The 21205-nt window shown below is 64.3% G+C and carries 14 protein-coding genes and 1 riboswitch; of the genes, 8 read left to right on the forward strand and 6 right to left on the reverse strand.

What is annotated here, in order from left to right:
• Nucleotides 1–25: 25 nt before the first annotated feature.
• Together AC3A35_RS08830 and AC3A35_RS08835 are read left to right on the forward strand one after the other, a co-directional pair.
• Nucleotides 26–2179, forward strand: a complete 2154-nt coding sequence (locus AC3A35_RS08830; RefSeq protein WP_487435670.1) for a tetratricopeptide repeat protein — start codon at nucleotides 26–28, stop codon at nucleotides 2177–2179.
• Nucleotides 2180–2367: 188 nt separating this feature from the next.
• Nucleotides 2368–4926 (forward strand): mechanosensitive ion channel domain-containing protein, encoded by a 2559-nt coding sequence (locus tag AC3A35_RS08835; protein ID WP_487435671.1) that lies wholly within the window; start codon nucleotides 2368–2370, stop codon nucleotides 4924–4926.
• Nucleotides 4927–4952: 26 nt separating this feature from the next.
• Here the strand turns inward: AC3A35_RS08835 and AC3A35_RS08840 are convergent, their stop codons facing one another.
• The 4 genes from AC3A35_RS08840 to AC3A35_RS08855 form a co-directional block, all read right to left on the reverse strand.
• The gene (locus AC3A35_RS08840) at nucleotides 4953–7211 is read right to left on the reverse strand and encodes a patatin-like phospholipase family protein (protein ID WP_487435672.1); all 2259 of its coding nucleotides are present in this window, start codon (nucleotides 7209–7211) and stop codon (nucleotides 4953–4955) included.
• A gap of 40 nt (nucleotides 7212–7251) precedes the next feature.
• Nucleotides 7252–8274, reverse strand: a complete 1023-nt coding sequence (locus AC3A35_RS08845; RefSeq protein ID WP_487435673.1) for an Lnb N-terminal periplasmic domain-containing protein — start codon at nucleotides 8272–8274, stop codon at nucleotides 7252–7254.
• An 88-nt stretch (nucleotides 8275–8362) separates the two neighbouring features.
• A complete protein-coding gene (locus AC3A35_RS08850; protein WP_487435674.1) occupies nucleotides 8363–9115 on the reverse strand; it encodes a carbonic anhydrase in 753 nt (250 codons plus the stop codon).
• A gap of 210 nt (nucleotides 9116–9325) precedes the next feature.
• Nucleotides 9326–10171 carry an ecotin family protein gene (locus tag AC3A35_RS08855; RefSeq protein WP_487435675.1) on the reverse strand — a complete coding sequence of 282 codons (846 nt, stop codon included), beginning with the start codon at nucleotides 10169–10171 and terminating at the stop codon, nucleotides 9326–9328.
• 505 nt (nucleotides 10172–10676) lie between these two features.
• On the opposite strand from AC3A35_RS08855, the gene AC3A35_RS08860 reads away from it, so the two are divergent.
• The 3 genes from AC3A35_RS08860 to AC3A35_RS08870 are packed head-to-tail and all read left to right on the forward strand — an operon-like array spanning nucleotide 10677 to nucleotide 15739.
• Entirely contained in the window at nucleotides 10677–14018 is a 3342-nt protein-coding gene (locus AC3A35_RS08860) for a transglutaminase family protein (protein WP_487435676.1), read from the forward strand.
• Nucleotides 14019–14042: 24 nt separating this feature from the next.
• Nucleotides 14043–14402: a hypothetical protein gene (locus AC3A35_RS08865; protein WP_487435677.1), complete on the forward strand. Its 360-nt coding sequence runs from the start codon at nucleotides 14043–14045 to the stop codon at nucleotides 14400–14402.
• A gap of 59 nt (nucleotides 14403–14461) precedes the next feature.
• Nucleotides 14462–15739 carry an amidohydrolase family protein gene (locus tag AC3A35_RS08870; RefSeq protein WP_487435678.1) on the forward strand — a complete coding sequence of 426 codons (1278 nt, stop codon included), beginning with the start codon at nucleotides 14462–14464 and terminating at the stop codon, nucleotides 15737–15739.
• Between the two features lie 85 nt (nucleotides 15740–15824).
• Here AC3A35_RS08870 and AC3A35_RS08875 read toward each other — a convergent pair whose 3' ends face one another.
• Nucleotides 15825–16442 (reverse strand): glutathione S-transferase family protein, encoded by a 618-nt coding sequence (locus AC3A35_RS08875; RefSeq protein ID WP_487435679.1) that lies wholly within the window; start codon nucleotides 16440–16442, stop codon nucleotides 15825–15827.
• A 156-nt stretch (nucleotides 16443–16598) separates the two neighbouring features.
• Here AC3A35_RS08875 and AC3A35_RS08880 point away from each other — a divergent pair, with 156 nt between their 5' ends.
• The 3 genes from AC3A35_RS08880 to lysS all read left to right on the forward strand — a co-directional run bounded on the left by AC3A35_RS08880 (nucleotide 16599) and on the right by lysS (nucleotide 19187).
• Entirely contained in the window at nucleotides 16599–16748 is a 150-nt protein-coding gene (locus AC3A35_RS08880; protein WP_487435680.1) for a hypothetical protein, read from the forward strand.
• Nucleotides 16749–16831: 83 nt separating this feature from the next.
• Nucleotides 16832–17008, forward strand: a riboswitch (yybP-ykoY riboswitch).
• A 9-nt stretch (nucleotides 17009–17017) separates the two neighbouring features.
• Nucleotides 17018–17593 carry a TMEM165/GDT1 family protein gene (locus AC3A35_RS08885; RefSeq protein WP_487435681.1) on the forward strand — a complete coding sequence of 192 codons (576 nt, stop codon included), beginning with the start codon at nucleotides 17018–17020 and terminating at the stop codon, nucleotides 17591–17593.
• Between the two features lie 91 nt (nucleotides 17594–17684).
• Complete coding sequence (lysS, locus tag AC3A35_RS08890; RefSeq protein WP_487435682.1) at nucleotides 17685–19187, forward strand: lysine--tRNA ligase; 1503 nt, start codon at nucleotides 17685–17687, stop codon at nucleotides 19185–19187.
• 64 nt (nucleotides 19188–19251) lie between these two features.
• On the opposite strand, the gene AC3A35_RS08895 is transcribed toward lysS, so the two are convergent.
• Nucleotides 19252–21180: a putative bifunctional diguanylate cyclase/phosphodiesterase gene (locus tag AC3A35_RS08895; protein WP_487435683.1), complete on the reverse strand. Its 1929-nt coding sequence runs from the start codon at nucleotides 21178–21180 to the stop codon at nucleotides 19252–19254.
• Nucleotides 21181–21205: the final 25 nt, after the last annotated feature.

A 21205-nucleotide genomic window follows, 5' to 3' on the forward strand; every position in this document is an offset into this window, starting at 1 on the left:
GAATGGCTCGCACCACGATCGGGCGATGGCCATCGCGAGCGAGGCCGGCGTGCTCGGCAACTTCAAAGGCGTCGAATTCAAGGCACATGGCGTCGCCTCGCGCTTCTACCGGAAAGACGGCGGTTTCTTCGTTCGCACCGATGGCCCGGACGGCAAGCTGCACGACTACCCGATCAAGTACACCTTCGGCTGGTACCCGCTGCAGCAGTACCTGATCGAGTTCCCGAATGGCCATATTCAGGCCTTGGGCATCGCCTGGGACGCCCGCCCGGCGAAGGAAGGCGGTCAGCGCTGGTTCCATTTGTACCCGAAAGAACGCATGGATCACCGTCACCCCCAGCACTGGACCGCGCGCAGCCAGACCTGGAATCACCAGTGTGCCGAGTGCCACTCGACCGATCTGAAGAAGAACTACGACCTCGCCAACGATCGCTACCAGACCACCTGGGGCGAGATCAATGTCGCGTGCGAGGCCTGTCATGGCCCCGGTTCGGCCCATGTCGGCTGGGCGCAGGCGGCGGCGCGGGAACCTGGCAAGGAGGTCGGCGAGGGGGAGAAGTCAGGGACACGATTCGCGACCGACATCGGTCTGGCGATCGACCTCGCGGATCGTGACGAAGCCGGCTGGTCGATCGATGCCGTGACCGGCAAGCCGCGCCGCAGCCAGCCGCGGACGCACCATGCGCAGATCGAAACCTGCGCGCGTTGTCACTCGCGGCGCGGACAGATCTGGGAGGGCGAGGCCGCGGGCCAGGCGCTGGGCACGACCCACCGCCTGGCCCTGCTCGACGAGCAACTGTACTTCCCCGACGGTCAGATCAAGGACGAGGTCTACGTCTACGGATCCTTTACCCAGAGCAAGATGTACGCCGCGGGCGTGACCTGCTCCAACTGTCACGATCCGCACAGTCTGAAACTGCATGCCGAGGGCAATGCGGTGTGCGCGAGCTGCCATCTGTCGGCGCGCTACGACACCGCAGCCCACCATCACCACAATGCAGGCACCGCCGCTGCGTCGTGCACCAGTTGCCACATGTCGCAGCGCGTCTACATGGTCAATGACTGGCGGGCCGATCACGGCATGCGGGTACCACGTCCTGATCTGTCGGCCAAGCTGGGGACGCCGAACGCGTGCACGGGCTGCCACACCGACCGGACCAACGACTGGGCAGCCAGGGCAGTTGACAAGTGGTATCCGGACAGCACGCTGCGCGGCCCCCATTTCGGCGAGGCAATGCACGCTGCCACAATGGGTGCGCCGGATGCAGCCGCGCGCCTGCTCGAGGTTGCGGCCAACACGGACTACCCCGGCCTCGTGCGAGCGAGCGCGGCAAGCAGGCTGCGGGCAGTGGCGGCGCCGCAGCAGCTGCCTGCGGTTCAGCGCCTGCTGAACGACAAGGATGCGCTGGTGCGCGCTGCTTCCGTGCGTTTCCTCGAAGTGGCGGACCTGCCGACCCAGGTCGCCCAGGCTTGGCCCCTGCTCGACGATCCGGAACGGACCGTGCGCCTCGAAGCTGCCCGCCTGCTCGCGCCGCTGATGCGCCAGCGTTTGCCGGACACATCTCGCGACCGCCTGAGCCGGGCGATCGCCGAGTACGAGGCGGCAGAGCACGTCAATGCCGATCTGCCGACCTCGCATGTCAATCTGGGTCTGCTCGCGGCGGGCATGGGCGACGCACCCAAGGCCGAACAGGCTTATCGCACCGCGCTGAGAATCGATCCGACCTTCTCACCGGCCTACATCAATCTGGCTGATCTCTACCGCCAGCAGCAACGCGATGCCGAGGGCGAGAAGCTGCTTCGAAGCGGCATCGCGACGATCGCGGACAACGCCGAACTGCAGTACGCGCTCGGGCTGCTGCTGGTCCGGCAAAAGCGCCCGGACGACGCCCTCCCCTATCTCCGGCAAGCCGCCGAGTCTGCGCCGGACGTACCCAGGTACGCTTACGTCCATGCATTGGCCGTGAACGGCTCCGGCAATCCCACGGGAGCTCTTCGCATACTTGAAACGGCAAACCGGCGCCATCCTGCCGACCGCCAGATCCTGTTCGCGCTTGCCACCATCAGTCGGGACAACGATGATCCGAACAAGGCGCGCGCCTATGCCGAGGACTTGGCGAAGCGTTTTCCGGGCGATGCCCAGGCCCGGGCCCTGCTTTCGGACTTGTCCGCTCGTTGAAGGCGGCAACTCCCATCCGGGACACGGAAAAATCGACGCTCATGAAGATGCTCTCTGAAGCTGCAACCAATGGACCGCCCACGGGGTCGACGACGGTAGGCGGGATGGCGCACCTGCGCCGTGCCAGTGCGTCGGCCTCACTGTCCCCGGAATCTGGCACGCTCGCGAAGCTTGCCGGAATCGCCTCATTGAAGCCGCTTCGCAGCACACTGCTCGGGCTGGCTCTCGCCCTGTGTCAGCCCCTGCCGCTGGGTGCACAAACCCCGCTCAACGTCATCACCAAGGCGGTGAAAGGGGGCGATTCAGCTACCGCCGATCAGCCGGCCTCCCCTGTTTCCGCCGATGCATTGAAGAAGCGACTGCTGGATACCGAGGCCGAGCTCACCGCCATCGAAGCTCCAGGTCAACTGGCGTCGGGAGCCCCCCCCGGCACGCCGGTACAGCAGCTGCAACTGCGAGTGAGGCTGCTCAGACAGATGGCGTTTTCGTATCGGCAGCACCTGGGCGCCCTCGGCAGCCTCGCCGAACAAGTGAAGCTCTTCGCCGATGCCGAAGCGAAGCGTCGCGCATGGTCGGGGCTCACGGAGAAACCGCCGCACTCGATCCTGCTGGCCGACAGGATGCGTACGGAGCTGCAGGCGAACCTGCTCAATCTTCGCAGCGAAGAGGGCCGGCTGAAAATTCACGCTGCGCAGATCGAGAATACAAGGGAGAACCTGGCCAAGGCCAGCGAACGCAATCGCCTCGCGCAGGAAGTTCTCGAAGCCGCAAGCCCGGCCGACCAGGGCGGTGCGAAATGGCGGCGGGATCTTGCCGCGCTCGAGGTACGGGCCCTGGGTACCTACCTGGAAGCGCTGGCGGCACAAAGCCAGGTGGTCGAGGGCAATGTCGCCGAGTTTGGCCGTGTCGTTGATTTTGACCGGCGCAAGATCATCGAGGCCGAGAAATCGGTGGAGTTCAAGCCCGAGGATCTGGAGCGCCTGAAACTCGATCTCGACGAACGCCGATCGAACACGATCAGCGAACTGGATCGTGCCAGCCAGGATCGAGAGCGGATCTCGGGCGAGCTCGACAAAGCGATCGCGAGCACTGCCGCGGCACAGAAGCAGATCGCCGAACTGCGGGGGCGCCTTGCCGATGCGCGCAAGGCGGTGCTTGCTGCCGAGGCCGAGGTGGCGAAGGCGGAGAACCCCGAAGGACTTCTGCAGAAGGCAATCCCGTTCCGCGGGCGTTCGGAGAAAGCGGCGCTCGACCAACGCCAGGAGGATGTCGGCCAGATCGAAAAGGAGCTGGCGACCGCGCAGGCCACGCTGAAACGCAGGGAACAGGCGCAGTTGCTGGCCGCGGAGCACAGCCGCAACGCCGTACAGGCCGTCGACGCCTTGAATGTCGGACTGATCACCCTCGACATGCAGCGGACCTTCTGGGAGCTGCGCTATGCAGCCTTCGAAGGCGAAACAACAGGAACGCTGGATCGCCGCAAGAACTATGCAGACAGCCGCCGATTACTGAACGTGATCAATCCGGCGATCGATCTCGTGAGGGGGAAACTGGAGATCCTCGCGGGACAGATTGCCGAGCAACAGAATTTGCTTCGGGCGGCGGGCAACTCAGCCGAAACGGCGTTCCAGAAGGCCATGCTCGAACTGCTCACGGAGCGCGAACGGCTCTATCTCGTGGCGTTCACCGAGGTGGAGGCGACCCGGCACCTTCTGCTGCGTTGGGTCGAAGACGAGGAGGTGCGGGCAAAAGACCAGAGTGTCGGAGAGCGCGCATGGAACTGGTTCGACCTGAGCGATGACTGGCTGCGGGCAGCATGGACCTTCGAGCTTTTCGCGGTCGAGGACAGCATCGTTGTCGACGGACGAACAATCACCGGTAGCCGCGGGGTCACGATCGCCAAAGTCGTCGAAGGGATTCTGATCGTCATCGTGGGCTACCTGCTGGTAGCGCTACTGACACGATTGGTCATCGGGTTTGCGATCCGTCGCGACCGGATGGAGGAGACCAGCGCCCGCATTGCGCGCAAGTGGATACTTGCGGTGACCTTGATGGTGCTGCTGTTTCTGGCGCTCGACGTGGTCAAGATCCCGCTCACGGTCTTCGCCTTCCTCGGCGGTGCGATCGCGATCGGTGCGGGTTTCGGCATGCAGACGCTGCTGAAGAACCTGATCAGCGGGGTCATGCTGCTGATGGAGCGCCCCTTCAAGCCGCGCGACATCGTCGAGGTCGGCGGCATCCGCGGAGAGGTGACCGACATCAACGTGCGTTCCTGCACCATCCGCGACGTAAACGGCATCGAAACGCTGGTGCCCAACAGCACCTTCCTCGAACAGAACGTGACCAACTGGACGCTCTCGAACCGCAAGGTCCGTTACACGCTCAACATCGGTGTCGCCTACGGCTCGCCGGTACGCAAGGTTTCAGACCTGTTGCTGGAGGTCGCCGGCCGCCACAAACTGGTGTTGAACGAACCCGCTCCGGAAGTGCTGTTCATGGACTTCGGGGACAATGCCCTGCAGTTCGCCCTCTACGTATGGCTGGAGGTCGGCGCGGGGCGTCGTGCCGGCAATATCGTCCTGAGCGACCTGCGCTTCATGATCGACACCAGCTTTGCTGAACAGGGGATCGTGATCCCCTTCCCGCAGCGCAATGTTCATCTCGATGTCGATTCGCCGCTGCCGGTGCGCGTCATTCCCGAGCCGGCCTCCGACGGCAGTCCGGCCTCACAATCCGACGGCCGCTGAATCAGGCTGCATCTCGGCGAGCCCGTTCAGAACGGCCTGCCGAGATAGAAATAGAAGTTGCTGTTGCCGTCCTGCGCACGCCCATAGCCCAGGTAGGCGGGGCCGATCGGGCTGTCGGCGCCAATGAACACGGCCGCCGACCTCAGTATTCCGTCCGGGTTGTCGGTGACCAGCGGCTTGCCGACCTTGCCGATCTCAAACGAAATGCCCCCGTACGCCCCTTCCAGCATCGTGCCAGGCAGGATGCGGTGGTAGTACATGAGACGGCCAAACCTCAGGTTCTCGCCCAGCAACTGCCCGGTCGCGTAACCGGACTGCTGCAGGAAACCGCCCCACTGGAACAGGTCGTAGCGCGGCAAGTCGCCGGAGCCGGCCTTGCCGCCCACCTTGAAGGCCAGATTGAACGTATGGTTGCCGAAGGTATAAGCGGCGGCGCCGTCGACATCCCACTTCGTATAGCTGGCGTCGGCACCCAGTGCGCTACGTGCACCGTACACATGGGTGCTGCTATGCCAGCCCGAGCGCGGAAAATGAGCGCTGTCGATCTGGTCGAGAATCAGCCGGATCCGGTATGCCCCGAGCGAGACCCTGGATTCTCCTGGCGACAAACTCTGTGGCCCGGTGTCCAGCTCCGGTTTCAGCACGCCCCCCAACAAACCTACGCGCAACTCGCCATAACGGGTCAAATGTGAGCCGACATCCACCCCTGCAACAGACGAGGTCGCCTGATATCGTGCGACCCGGTTATCACCCTGATACACGGTCGTGGAGCGCCGCTCGATGCCTGCATGCGGGGCGACAAAGAAGTAGCCGCGGCTGTCGATCGGCTGGTAAAACTCGGTCTGCAGGCTGCTCGTGCGCCCGACCTGCAGGTCGCTGCGCCACTCCCCGCCGAGCCGATTCATCCACGTCTTGCGGTAGCTGGCGAGGAGGTTGAAGTAGGCATCGCCGCTGAAATCGCTCGACAGCCCCAAACCGAAACGCAGATAGTCCGGACCCCACGATTTCTCGACCGCGTCCACCGCCAGCACCCGTTTGCCCGGTTCTTCGAGAAAGCGGTAATTCACATGCTCGAAATCGTCCGTCCCGTAGAGGCGGCGCATGTCCTTGTCGAGTGTCGGCTGGTCGATCGGCTGGCCGACCCGGGTCTCCATCACGATCTGCGCGGCCCTGGGATTGACCCGTTTCAGATTGACGAACCGGATCTCGTCCACCGGGCGCAGGTCAGGGGTGACGGTGATCGTCTGACGCTCGCGCAATGCGGCGTATTCAGCGGGCGGAAGCGACAAATGGGCGAGCTGTTCGCCCACCTTGCGCGCCGCCGCTTCACCGAGCGGGGCAATCTGCGGCAAATGGTCGAAGTCTCCGGTCGAGAAGTCTCCCAGTTCCGGCGAGATCAACACGTCCGTCGGTTTGAGCAGGGCCAGGGAAGTCTGGACGTTCTGTTCGGTCAGGATGCTGAGCATCTGTCCGGCAACGCCGAAGATCCCGGTCAGTTCCTCGCGCTTGAGCAGCGGCGTCCCGACGTTGACCGCGATGACGATGTCGGCACCCATTGCATGGGCCGCCTGCACCGGCAGGTTGCCAGTCAGCATGCCGTCGACCAGGATCATGCCATCGAACTCCGCCGGTGCGACCGCTCCGGGTACCGACATGCTCGCGCGCATGACGTTGGCAAGCTCACCGTCGCGAAACACGACCGCCTTGCCGGTCACCAGGTCGGTCGCCACGGCCCGGAACGGAATCGGCAGCTTATCGAAATCGTGGTAGCCCTTGACCTTGGAGAGCTGGCGCAACACCGACTCGAGCTGCACGCCGGTCACCACGCCCTTGCCGAACTGCAAACTGCCGTCACGGAGCCCAAGCTCGGGACCGAAGAAGATGTTGTAGTCATCCTGCTTGCGCCGCTGCGAAAGCTCCTGGCGCGGAGGCTTCTCCTTGAACAGCAACTCGGTGGAGATCCCCTTGATGGTCGTCTCCATCTCCTCGACCGACATCCCCGAGGCGTAGGCAGCACCTACCAGGGAGCCCATGCTGGTACCGGTGATGCAGTCGATCGGCACGCGGTACTCTTCCAGAACCTTGATCACACCAACGTGAGCCGCGCCGCGCGCGCCGCCCCCGGACAACACAAGACAGATCTTGGGGCGCTTGCCGAGGCCACTCGCCGACGGCGAGGATGACTTGTCGAACTCTTCTCCCCGGGCCGGGAGCGCCACGAGGATGGCGGAAAGCGCCACGCATGAAGCGGCGATGGCCGCACGGCGATGCAACGGGGCGTTCATGGCGGGTTCCTCATTGGTATCGAACCGCAGCGGCCCTTCTTCATGGCGTAGCCGCCGAGCGGATACGACGCGAGAAATCGGCTGCCATGTTCGCGGCATGCGCACGGGAATTGACATGGGCGCGTTGCTGAATTTCGGCGAATGGCTCGTCGCCATTGGCCAGGCGCCCATGTTCATGCAGGTATTCAGGCACGTAGCCACTGGCGAGAATCTTCCAGCTGAATGGCAGGTGCTCCGCATTGACACGGGAGTTCAGCCAGATGTTGGTGGTGCAGTTGGTCGTCAGCGTGTTGTAGAACTCGGGCGTGGTATTCAAGCCGTTGATCTGGTGCATGTACTCACGGAACAATCGCCTGCCGTTTTCGAGCGCTCCCTGCATCCGGTACACATAGACATCTTCCGGTGGATCGTGCCGATAATTGGTACGCAGACGGATGAGGTCACGCTCGTCACCCACGACGTAATACAGTTCATATTGGCGGAAGAAGCCTTTGAGGGTGGAATAGGCCTCGCCCTTTTCCTTGCGCGTTTCGATGGAAATCGCGAGATGCTCGCCATCGTCGAAGGCGAAACTCAGGAACACATGCGCGATGGCCGGCCCCATCCAGTACACCGCCACCAGATCGACGCCTTCCAGTTTGCGCAGGTCGAAGCGTCTGTCGTAGTAGGCCGGCGTGTAATCCGTCTCGCTGCGGTAGTCGAAATTGCGAATGTTATGGACGGTGATCAGGTCACCCTCGATCGTTGCCCTGGGCAACACCGCCACATCCGTTTGCCAATCGCGCTCGTTGGAGGGTTCGAGCCCGCTCCACCACACTAGCAGCACGACAAACATCAGCAGATAAGCGACCAGGGCGCGTCCGCGCCAGCGCCGAAACAGCAGCGCGAGCACGGCTACCAGCGTTGCGACGGCAAATGCCGCAGCAAGGGCGGTGCGCACGGTCTCGGTGGACGGTCCGGAGTATGCGAGCGCAAGTGCTCCCCAGCCACCACCCACCGCCATCACGAAGCCCAGCAGTATCAGGCCGCCCGTCCAGGCCACTCGAGTCACGAAACCCGTCATGCAAGCCCCTTATTCCTGCAGCTGAACTTCACGCGCATGAATGGTGTTCCACGGACTTCTTTAAACGCTTGTCCATGGGGAAACGCACCTACTTCAAGACTGGTCGGGCATTGACTGCCTGGACCGGACGGTTGTTGGCAAAGCCGAGCGTGCTCGTGAACGCAAGGAGCTGCTCCTTGGACACCGTCATGGGCTTCTTCATGACGATCCAGCGCACTCCCTCGGTACACGGAGGCGTGGTCAGCGAGCCGTTGTAACGGTAATAGTCGTGACTCGCGGGGAGTAGTCCAGTGGCAGAAACCTTGGTGGGCAGCGCATTCCTTCCGCCTTCGGTCTTCGGCATTTGACTCCAGGCCGTTCCGACAACCGGGTTGGCCTTGCCTTCGTCGAATACCACCGATACCACCGCGAGATGTCCATCCTTGTCGGCATGAACGAGGTGCGCTTCGAGGGGGAAGGATTTGCCGTTGATCTGGTTCTCGCTGGGCGAATGAAAATGGAACTGCTTCAGGTCGAACTGAATACCGTCGACCGAAATGCTGCTACCAGGCTCGACATTGACCTGGATGGCGTGCCCGTTGTTGATGACCTCGTGCCCACCGGCCTTGTATTGAAACCCGACAGCAGCCAATTCCGCTTCGATTGTGTCGGTCACATTGATCGGGGACTGATTCACCCCCGCGCAGGCACTGAATTCGGGCTTTACCGTACTCCAGCGCTCGGGGCCGGTTTCACCCGCGTAGCCCCAATGGGTGCCGTGCCCCGGCGCCTCTCCAGCGCCATAAGCCACGCCTGCCAACGCGGTCAAACCAATTGCGAAAAGGGTATTCCCGAGCTTCATGGGTTTGCTCTCCAGTTGGACCGCCTGCACGGCGGACAGTCGATCTGTGTCAGATGGACGCTCGCAGGTGATGCTCGCTGCTACGTGGTCTTACCTTAGCAACCGGACCCCCGGCCGCCCATTGGACCTTGGGCCAACCTGCCGGACCTGTCAGCTCACCAGGAACGCAGAGCGGTCTCGCGCGTCCAGGCACGCGCGAGACCGCGAACTTCATCTTCCCTTCGGGCTTTCAAGCGCGGCCTTCAAGGCCGGAACAAGATCGGCATCCGCCGGCAACTGCGATACGGATGCGCGGAGGATGACCGAGTCCTTGGTGACGGTGAACGCGTCCGCAGAAAGGTATCCACCGGAGCCAGCGGAACGAATTGCCACCACCAGGCTGTCCTCGTCGCCAATACCGAGGTCGGCGAGAAAGGCGTTCTCGATCGTGCCGTCACGGTTCCGAATGACGCCGGACGAGAAGAAGGTGGTGTCATCGTCGGGGGTCCCACTTTGTGCGGCATAGATGCGAACGCCATAGCTCCCGATTGAGCGGGCTTCGAATTCGCCCTCGGATATCACAGCCGACTGTCCGCCGGGCAAGGTGAGCTTGCGTACAAAGCGCGGAGACGACTCGGCTCGCCACACCCGGTAGCGGACTTCGACATCGACCGGAACGTACACGACGAGCGGCAGGCGGCTGTTGTAGCGCACCAGGCGCTCGTCCCCGCCGAGCGTGACGAAGCGTTCGACTTTCGGCGCGTCCGGATCCACGGCCATCAGCGTTCCGGCCATGGGTCCGAGTTTGTTCAGAACGTAGCGCTCGAATCCCCATCCCGAAATGGTCTCCGTCTCGAGGGCTCCCCCGAAAAAATAACGGTTCGTCGCATCGGTGATCACCGTCTTGCCGACGATCAACTCGACCTTCAGTAAGGATTCATCATCCTGCGTTGGCAGGATGATGACGTGCCGGACCATGCCCGCCTCGGCCGGAGGAAAAGCCTGCAGAACGTCAGCTGCGAACGCGTCGGACAGCATGACGAAGGCAAGTAGCACTGCGGAAAGGATCGTCTTCATATTTGGGCACCTTATCAAGAGGATTCATCCACGCCTATTGGACCTTGGGCTGACGCGCCATCGCTTCAGCCGGTGGGGAGCCGGCCGCCACGGGAGAGACCGCATCCGCAAGGCGAGAGACGCGCGGCAGGACACTGCCCGAAACGCATGCTTCGAGACTGACGGACCGTGCGAAAGGCGCAGTGGTGCGGGATGTGAATTGATGGCGATCAGGACGGACGGGGTAACGCGGGTTCCGGCGCGTTGAGCCACGTTCCCAGTACGGTTGGGGAACGCCGCCATCGCGTCGCGATCTCCAGGTAGGACAATTCGTCGCGCCGAAACGGTGATCCCGCAGTAGGCGACAAACATCGAACTGCGTTAAGCTCGACCACGACTCCAGGTCATCGGACTTGACAAGAAAGCAGGGGGTCTTATGAGCTTCGCCTTGCGTGACCCGGAAGTCTTTTACCCGCCGCACTCCCCTGAACCTTGCTCGCGCTGCCCGCGCACAGGCTGCTAACCCATGGCAATACGCGTCGCCCTACATCACAAGACCAGCTATCGCTACGATCGCCCCGTCATCCTGACTCCGCACGAAGTGCGGCTGCGCCCGGCGCCCCATGCGCGCACGCCGATCCTGTCGTATTCGCTCACCACGGAGCCGGCCAAGCACTTCATCAACTGGCAGCAGGACCCCTACGGCAACTACATCGGGCGATTCGTGTTTCCCGAACCGACGCACGAGCTGAGCTTCACGGTGGATCTGGTTGCCGACATGACGGTGATCAACCCCTTCGACTTCTTCGTCGAGGAATACGCCAACGCGTTTCCTTTCGACTATGCCGATCAGCTCAAGTACGAGCTGGCGCCCTACCTGATGCCCCTGCCCGCCGGCCCGCTGCTGACCAGCTGGATCGCGAAGATGAAGCGCGAGGAGCTGACCGAGGGCCTGCTCACCCAGGATTTCCTGGTCAACCTGAACCGTCGCCTGCAAAAGGATATCGCCTACCTCGTGCGCATGGAACCGGGCGTGCAGACACCCGAGGAAACCCTGCACAAGGCCTGCGGTTCGTGCCGCGACACCGGCTGGCTGCTGGTGCAGATTCTGCGTCACATGGGGCTGGCGGCCCGCTTCGTGTCGGGCTACCTGATACAGCTCACCGCCGACATCAAATCCCTCGACGGTCCGAGCGGTACTGACAAGGACTTCACCGACCTGCATGCGTGGACCGAGGTCTATGTGCCCGGCGCCGGCTGGATCGGGCTCGATCCCACCTCGGGCTTGCTTGCCGGCGAGGGCCACATCCCGCTCGCCTGCACCGCCATGCCGCAGAGCGCAGCACCGGTCATCGGCTCATTCACCGGGCAGGCCGTCAGCGAATTCGGTTTCGAGATGACGGTGACCCGCGTGCACGAAGATCCGCGCGTCACCAAGCCATACACCGAGGCGCAATGGCAGGCGATGGAAGCGCTGGGCGCGCAGGTCGACCAGGAACTCGAGGCCGGCGACGTCCGCCTGACCCAGGGCGGAGAGCCCACCTTCGTTTCCATCGACGACATGGACGGCCCCGAATGGAACATCACCGCGCTGTCGCCGAAGAAACGCGAGCTCGCGGGTCAGCTCACCACGCGTCTCAAGCAGCGCTTCACCGAGGGCGCCATGCTGCATCACGGCCAGGGCAAGTGGTATCCCGGCGAGCCCCTGCCGCGTTGGGCGCTTGGCATCTACTGGCGCCGCGACGGCAAACCGATCTGGCGCGATGAAGCCCTGATCGCCGACGAGTCGACCGACTACGGCTTCGGTCCGGCCGATGCCGAGCGCTTTGGCAAGACCCTGGTCGGCCACCTCGGCCTGCATCCGGGCTATCTGATCGCCGCTTACGAAGACGTGTGGGCCCTGCTGCAGGACGAACAGCGCCTGCCGGTCAACATCGACCCGCTCAAGGCAGACCTGAAGGATCCGGACGAACGCAAGCGCCTTGCCCGCCTGCTGCACCGCGGCCTCGGAGAGCCCACCGGCTTCGTGCTGCCGATCAAACCGGTGGAGCACACGAAGAAGGACGGCGACAAGCGCGGTGTCGATGCAACGACCTGGCGCTCGAGCCGCTGGCCGCTGAAACGCGAACATCTGTACCTGATACCGGGTGACTCACCGGCCGGCCTGCGCCTGCCGCTGTCCTCCCTGCCTTGGGTCGCGCCCGAAGACGCTGAACGCGACTATCCCGTCGACCCGTTCGAAGAACGCCATGCGTTGGGCGAGCGGAGCAGCAAGGCCGACAAGGCGGCATCCAAGTCACCGCCCCCGGCCGCCCGGCCCGAGGCGCGGGAAGTGATCCACACCGCGCTGTGCATCGAAGCCCGGGCGGGACGGCTGCACGTCTTCCTGCCGCCGATCTCGCGTATCGAAGACTATCTGGCCCTGGTGGCCGCGGTCGAGCAGACCGCAGCGGAGCTGAAGACACCGTTGTGGATGGAAGGCTACCCCCCGCCGCGCGACCCGCGCGTGCAGGTGCTCGCCGTCACCCCCGACCCGGGCGTGATCGAAGTGAACGTGCACCCCGCCTCGAGCTGGCGCGAACTGGTGGACAACACCCACATCTTTTATGAAGAGGCGCGCCTCACCCGGCTCGGCACCGAGAAGTTCATGCTCGACGGGCGCCACACCGGCACCGGCGGTGGCAACCACGTCACCCTGGGCGGCGCCACGCCGGCGGACAGCCTGTGGCTGCGCCGGCCCGACGTGCTCAGGAGCCTGATCACCTACTGGCAGAATCACCCGTCGCTGTCCTACCTGTTCTCCGGCACCTTCATCGGCCCCACCAGTCAGGCGCCGCGCGCGGACGAGGCGCGCGACGACAACCTGTACGAACTCGCCATCGCCTTCCAGCAGATGGCGACGGTGCTGCCCGATACCGAAGAAAGCAAGCGCCCGTGGCTGGTCGACCGTCTGCTGCGCAACCTGCTGATCGACCTGACCGGCAACACCCATCGCGCCGAATTCTCCATCGACAAGCTGTACTCGCCCGATGGTCCGACCGGCCGCCTCGGGCTGGTCGAGTTCCGCGCCTTCGAGATGCCGCCCCACCCGCGCATGAACCTGTGCCAGATCCTGTTGTTGCGCTCGCTGGTCGCTCGCTTCTGGCGCCAGCCCTATCACGGGCAACTGGTAAACTGGGGCACCCAACTGCATGACCGCTGGATGCTGCCCCACTTCGTGGAGCAGGACATTCGCGATGTCGCGCGCGACCTGCAGCAGGCGGGATACGCCTTCGCCGAGAGCTGGTTCGAACCCTTCATCGAATTCCGCTTCCCGCGCTACGGAACCGTCGTCTACGAAGGCGTACAAATGGAGCTGCGCCAAGCCATCGAGCCGTGGAACGTGCTCGGCGAAGAGATGAGCGCAGGCGCCACCTCGCGCTACGTGGATTCCTCGGTCGAGCGCATGCAGATCAAGGTGCGCGGCCTGACCGACGGGCGCCACATCGTGGCCTGCAATGGCCGCCCGCTGCCGCTCCATCCCACCGGGGTGCCGGGGGAATACGTTGCCGGCGTGCGTTTCCGGGCATGGAACCCGCCGTCGGCGCTGCATCCCACCATCGGCGTGCACGCCCCGCTCACCTTCGACATCGTGGACTCTTGGATGGGCCGCGCCATCGGCGGCTGCACCTATCACGTCTCCCACCCGGGCGGGCGCAGCTACAACACCTTTCCGGTCAATGCCAACGAGGCGGAGGCACGGCGCTTCGCCCGCTTCTGGCCCCATGGCCACACCCCGGGACCGATGCCGGTGAAGGCCGAGCCGCTCAACCCCGACTTCCCGTTCACCCTGGATCTGCGCTGGCAGCCCCCGGGCGACCGGCGCTGACAGACCAGCTCGCGGAGCACCACGATGGTCAGACTGTCCGACACCCAGGCTTACGCAATCGCGATCGGCGGCGGAACCGCCCTGTGGCTGGGAACCAGTGCACTTGGCGGTGTGCGCGAAGCATGGGACACAGCGCTGTACTGGACGGTTGCGTATCCGCTTGGCGGTGTGCTTGCAGGCGTTCTCGGCCATGCCGTGCCCAGGCGTGCGTGGCGTTGGGGCTTGGCGATGATGCAGGCGCAGGCGCTGGTTTTGCTGGTGACGGCATCCGATCTCGGGCTGGCGCCGCTCGGCTTGATCCTGTTCGCGCTGCTCGCGATTCCGCCGATTGCCGTGTCCATGATCATGGCCGGCGTTCGCATGCGCCGGAACGAAACCGGATGAGTATCCTGCGGGGCCCGTCCGGGAACCAGGATTACTTCATCACCAAGGGTTGAGACGCCATGTTCGATCTGATCATCCGCAATGCTGCCCTTGCCGACGGACGCACCGATATCGATATCGGCATCACCGACGGCCGTATCCTCGCGGTGCAGCCAGGGCTCGACGCCGGCGCAGCCGAAGTGATCGACGCCGAAGCCCGGCTGGTCAGCGCGCCCTTCGTCGATGCCCATTTCCATATGGATTCCACGCTGAGCTACGGCCTGCCGCGGGTCAATCAGTCGGGCACGCTGCTCGAGGGCATTGCGCTGTGGGGCGAGCTCAAGCCGCTTCTCACCCAGGATGCACTGATCGAACGCGCGCGGGCCTACTGCGACTGGGCGGTGGCGAAAGGACTGCTCGCGATCCGCTCCCACGTCGATGTGTGCGACCCGCGCCTGCTCGCCGTGGAGGCGCTGATCGAGGTCAGGCGGCAGGTTGCGCCCTACCTCGACCTGCAGCTGGTGGCCTTTCCGCAGGACGGCGTGCTGCGCGCCCCCGGCGCACTGGAAAACCTCACCCGCGCGCTCGACATGGGGGTCGACGTGGTCGGCGGCATTCCGCATTTCGAGCGCACCATGGCCGAGGGTGCGGAATCGGTGCGCATCCTGTGCGAACTCGCCGCCGAGCGCGGCCTGCGGGTGGACATGCATTGCGACGAGAGCGACGACCCGCTGTCGCGCCACATCGAGACGCTCGCGTTCCACACCCGCCGGCTCGGTCTCGAAGACCGGGTGGCCGGGTCGCATCTGACCTCGATGCATTCGATGGACAACTACTACGTGTCCAAGCTGCTGCCTCTGATCCGCGAAGCCGGCGTGGCCGCGATCGCCAACCCGCTGATCAACATCACCCTGCAGGGCCGTCACGACACCTATCCCAAGCGCCGTGGCATGACCCGCGTGCCCGAGCTGCTCGCTGCCGGAGTGCCGGTGGCATTCGGCCACGACTGCGTGCTCGACCCGTGGTACCCGCTCGGCAGCGCCGACATGCTCGAGGTGGCGCACATGGGCCTGCACGTGGCCCAGATGACCGGCCAGGCCGCCATGCGCCAGTGCTTCGCCGCGGTGACCGACACCCCGGCCGCCATCCTCGGCCTCGACGGCTACGGCATCGCGCCCGGCTGCCGCGCCGATCTGGTGCTGCTGCAGGCCGCCGACCCGGTGGAAGCCATCCGCCTGCGCGCGACCCGCCTGCTGGTGATGCGCGCGGGCAAGGTGGTCGCGCGGACCGCACCGGCACGCGCCGAGCTCGACCTGCCCGGCCGTCCGGCGGTCGTCGATTGGCGGCAAGCGCGCTGACGATGCCCGCAATGCGTGCTGACAACGGTGTACGAGCCGGCGCAACACGCTCCGGACGTCTGCGCAGGAACGCGCAGACGTCCGTCTACACTCGATAGCCCTCCTCGGCCAGCACCTGGCGTACTGCCCGCCGCGTCAGCATGCGACGGTAGTGGGCCTCGCAGGCTGGCGGGAGCGGAATGCCGCTGCGATCGGCCCAGAACTCGACATAGAACAGGGCCGCGTCGGCGATCGAAAAACGGCCGACGGCGTATTCCCTGCCAGCCAGAACAGTGTCCATGATCGCGAAGCCCTGGTCGATGATCTCGCGGCCACGGGCCTTGATCGCCTCGTGGGTAGTGGGATCGGGGGAGAACTTCCCGGTGGTGAAGATGCGGGCGAAGCCCTGGCCGTGCAGCGTGCCCACTGCGTAGTCCATGATCTCGAGCACCCGCGCCTCGCCTTCGGCATCGACGGGCAGCAGGCCCTTCTTCGGCCACTGGCGGGCAAGCCACCAGGCGATGGCCTGGAATTCGGTGAGCACACTGCCGTCGTCGCGAACCAGGGTCGGAATAGTGCCTTTCGGGTTGAGCGCACGATAGGCCGGCTTATCGTGGTCCCCCGCCATCAGGTTGACCAGATAAACCTCGAACACGAGCTCAAGCTCCTCGAGAAGGATATGGATACCGGTGGTGCACGAACCGGGGGTCATGTGAAACTGCATGTTGAACTTCCTTGGAGGCGGGGCGCGACTGGCCCCCAACCATCGTGCAAGAGCCGTGCCGTGCGGTTCACGCCCACCTTGCGCACATCGTTGCGAGCACAGCGGACGCTGTGCGACAAGCGCGGGGCGACTTGTCGCACATGCGACCACTGCGGCATGTTGGTCAGGCCGGCGTTCGTACGCCCGTCAACCAGGCCGCTGCAGGCCAGCCTGCAGGTGTCGGGCGATGGCATGCGGATCGACGTGGACATTCTCGATCCCACCACGGGGCAGCGCGATTCCGCGGTATTGCTGCGGGTGCGCTGACACCGCCGCGCCGTCAGGATCGCTGCGCATGGGCCATGCCCTGAATTTCGCGCTCGCATGACCACATGAAGTGCGATAAACTCCGCGCCGTCATTGGGGAGTAGCCGCCCTCCACTGCGAGAGGGGCCTGCGTCAACAGACTTGTCCATATGGGCATGGTGCAGGCAGTTCGCGTTTCCCGTCCCTGGCAAGACCTTTGACTGCGTTGCCTCCGCTTGGGCCGGGGAGCCGCGCAGTCATCGGTATTCTGTCCGGCCCGGGAGCATCAGGTGGAAGCATTCCTCGTCTCGACGGGCATCGTCGCCCTCGCCGAAATCGGCGACAAGACCCAACTGCTGGCCTTCATCCTGGCCGCCAAATTTCGCAGAACGACCCCGATCATCCTCGGCATTCTGGTCGCCACCCTCGCCAATCACGGATTTGCCGGCGCACTGGGGGCATGGATCACCGCCCTGGTGAGTCCGAACACCCTGCGCTGGGTGCTGGCCATCTCGTTCATCGCGATGGCGGTGTGGACCCTGATTCCCGACCAGTTCGATGAGGAAGATGCCCGCTTTGCGCGCTTCGGCGTGTTCGGCACGACGCTCGTTGCGTTCTTTCTCGCCGAAATGGGGGACAAGACCCAGATTGCCACCGTCGCCCTGGCGGCCCAGTACCAGGCATACCTGACCGTCGTCGCCGGAACAACCCTCGGCATGATGATCGCCAACGTGCCGGCGGTCGTGCTCGGCGACCGTATCGCACATCGCATGCCGGTGCGCCTCGTGCATGTCATCGCCGCCGCGATCTTCGCGATCCTCGGGATCGCAACCCTGCTCGGTGCCGGTGAGCGTCTGGGGTTCTGACCGGGCGTTGGCCATGCGTCCTGCAAAGCCGATTTGCTCCCGATGGGTGCGCCTGCGACAATTGCGATCTTGTTCACATTGCCGATGAATCATGTCCGATCAGAACGCTACGCTTAACGCCCAGGACGAAAACCGCCTCATCGCCGAACGACGCGAGAAACTCGCGCAGTGGCGTGCGAGTGGCCGCGCCTTTCCAAACGATTTTTCGCGTGAGAATACCGCGGGCAAGCTCGACGAGCTCTATGGCGAAAAGGAAGCGGAAGCACTCGAAGCCGTCCCGGTCGAAGTGAAGGTCGCCGGAAGGGTCATGCTCAAGCGGGTCATGGGCAAGGCCAGCTTCATCACCATCCAGGACCTTTCCGGCCGCATCCAGCTCTATGTGCAGCGTGACGCCGTCGGCGAGGACGTGTATGCCGATTTCAAGCACTGGGACATCGGCGACATCGTCGGCTGTGTCGGTACCCTGTTCAAGACCAAGACCGGCGAGCTCACGGTCAAAGCCGGCGAGATCCGGCTGCTGACCAAGAGCCTGCGCCCGCTGCCGGACAAGTTCCACGGCCTCACCGACCAGGAGACCAAGTACCGCCAGCGCTACGTCGACCTGATCATGAGCGAGGAGTCGCGCTTCACCTTCGTCGCGCGCAGCCGGCTGGTGCAGTCGATCCGCAACTACATGACCGGCCACGGCTTCCTCGAGGTCGAGACCCCGATGATGCACCCGATCCCGGGCGGTGCCTCGGCCAAGCCCTTCGTCACCCACCACAATGCGCTCGACATGGAGCTGTTCCTGCGCATCGCGCCGGAGCTCTACCTCAAGCGCCTGGTGGTCGGCGGCTTCGAGAAGGTGTTCGAGGTCAACCGCAATTTCCGCAACGAGGGCCTTTCGCCGCGTCACAACCCCGAGTTCACGATGATGGAGTTCTATGAGGCGTATGCGAACTACCGCACGCTGATGGACTTCACCGAGGGGCTGATCCGCCATGCGGCACGCGAAGCGCTCGGTGCCGAGTCGTTCACCTACCAGGGGCGCGAACTCGATCTGTCGCGGCCTTTCGCCCGCCTGACCATCGTCGAGGCGATCCGCAAGTTCCACCCCGGTTTCAGTGAAGCGCAGCTCGCCGACGCCGACTGGCTCAAGCAGAAGATCAAGGATTTCGGCGAGTCGGTGAAGCCGGGCGGCCTGGGCAGCCTGCAACTGCAGTTGTTCGAGGCCTGCGCCGAAGCCGAACTGTGGGAGCCGACCTTCATCATCGATTACCCGGTCGAAGTCAGCCCGCTGGCCCGCGCCTCCGACGACAACCCGGAGATCACCGAGCGCTTCGAACTGTTCATCGTCGGTCGCGAGATCGCCAACGGATTCTCCGAGCTCAACGATCCGGAAGATCAGGCCGCGCGCTTCCGCGCACAGGCGGTGGCGAAGGAAGCCGGTGACGAGGAAGCGATGTTCTACGACGCGGACTACATTCGCGCGCTCGAATTCGGCCTGCCGCCGACCGGCGGCTGCGGCATCGGCATCGACCGCCTGGTGATGCTGCTCACCGACAGCCCGGCGATCCGCGATGTGATTCTGTTTCCGCAGATGCGGCCCGAGTAGTTTTCGCCACCCTCGAGGTCATCGGGCCCGCACGGCGTATGCCGTGCGGGCTTTTTTTTCCCTGTCAGGCGCTGAGCAGCGCCTGCCGTCGTGCCGCCGCGCTCAGGAATTGCCGTTCGAACTCGGTTGCCGGCAGCGGACGACTGTAGTGGTAGCCTTGGCAGAGCTCACATCCTGCCGCCCGCAGCCAGTTGAACTGCTCGATCGTCTCCACCCCCTCGGCAACGACCTCGTAGCCCAGGCGATGCGCCAGCGCGATCATCGCGCCGACAATGGCAGTCCCGCCGCGCACACCGCGCGTGGTCGGCAGCTCGGTCAGATTGGCAACGAACGTCTTGTCGATCTTCAGACTGTCGAACTCCAGCAGTTGCAGGTAGGACAGCGACGAGTATCCCGTTCCGAAATCGTCCAGCGCGATGCGACAGCCTGCTTCGCGCAGGGCGTTCAATGCACGCACGGCCGACCCCTCCGGACTCAGGAGGACCGATTCGGTAACTTCCAGTTCGACGCAGCCCGCGCGAACCCCGTGACGGGCAATGGCGGCAAGAACGTCCATTTCGACGGAATGCCGGGGGAACTGACGCGTCGACAGGTTGATCGACACCCGCAACGCATCGGGGTAGATCGACGACCAGTGCGCGAGCTGTCCGATGGCGGATTCGATCACCCAGTGCCCCAAGGGTACGATCAGCCCGGTTTCCTCGGCCAGGGCAATGAACTGGTCGGGACGGATCATCCGGTCGCCATCCTGCCAGCGTACCAGTGCCTCCGCTCCGACCAGTACGCCGTCGCTGAAACGGCATTGGGGCTGGAAATGCAGGACCAGGTCGCCGTTCTCGATCGCCCCGCGAAGCCGGCTTTCCATCGTGGCACGGGCGCTGACCCGCTCACGCATGTCGTTCTCGAAGAAGCAGACCTCGTTGCCGCCGTGTGCTTTCGCGGCATACATCGCCATGTCGGCACAGCCGAGCAAGCTGTCCGCATCCTTGCCGTCGCCGGGAAACAGCGCCACCCCGACGCTGGCGGTGATCCGGATGTCGGCGCCATCGATGGTGACCGGCGCCGATATCAACTCGAGCATCCGCCGCGCGACCAATGCCGCTTCGGCGCGACAGCCCAGTCCGGTCAACACCACCACGAGTTCGTCTCCGCCGTGGCGCAGCAGCAAATCGTAGGCGCGCAGGGCATCGGGAAGGCGCCGGGTGATCGCAACCAGCAGCGCGTCGCCGAACAGATGGCCGCGGGCGTCGTTGACGTTCTTGAAACGATCGAGATCGATGAAGATCACGGCAATCTGATGACCGCTGCGCTCTGCCTCCGCAATCGCGGCCGGCAGGGCCTCCATCAGACTTCGGCGATTGGGTAGCCCGGTCAATTGATCGTTCAGTGCGAGATCGCGGATCTGCTGCTCGCGCTCGATGCGGTCGGTGATGTCGGACACGGATCCGGCCATCTGGGTGGCGATGCCCTTCCGGTTTCTTACCGCAATGCCGCGCGCCGCCAGCCAGCGATATTCTCCGGTGACCGCCCGGACCCTGTACTCGCAGTAAAAATGATCGGTGAGGCCCTTCAGATGGGTGGCAACCGCGAGATTGTAGTGGGCCCGATCGTCCGGATGGACGATCTCGAGCCAGGCGTGCGTATCGCGGAGGAAATTCTCCGAGTAGCCGAGTATGGCCAGCAGGCGCTGGCCCACCTTCAGTCCTTTGGTGCGCGGGTTCCACTCGAAAATGCCGTCGTGTGCCCCCGCCATCAGCAGTTCCTGGGCACGGAGCGAGCGACGCATCGTGAGCAGGGTCAGAATCGCGAGCGACAGGGCAGCCACCAGCAGACCGAGCGCGACGGCCATCCATCCATCGGGGCCATCGCCCCTACCCATCATGCTCAATCCCAGTGCGCCCACAGCGGCAAGGCACAGCCCGGCCAGCACCACGCAGCGCGACCCGACCTTGCGCCCACCGAGCCACGACTCGAGGGTGTCGCCCGCACTCATCGAATGCCTCCTCTTGCGGCGCAAG

This window comes from Azoarcus sp. Soil_N_20 (assembly GCF_057656155.1).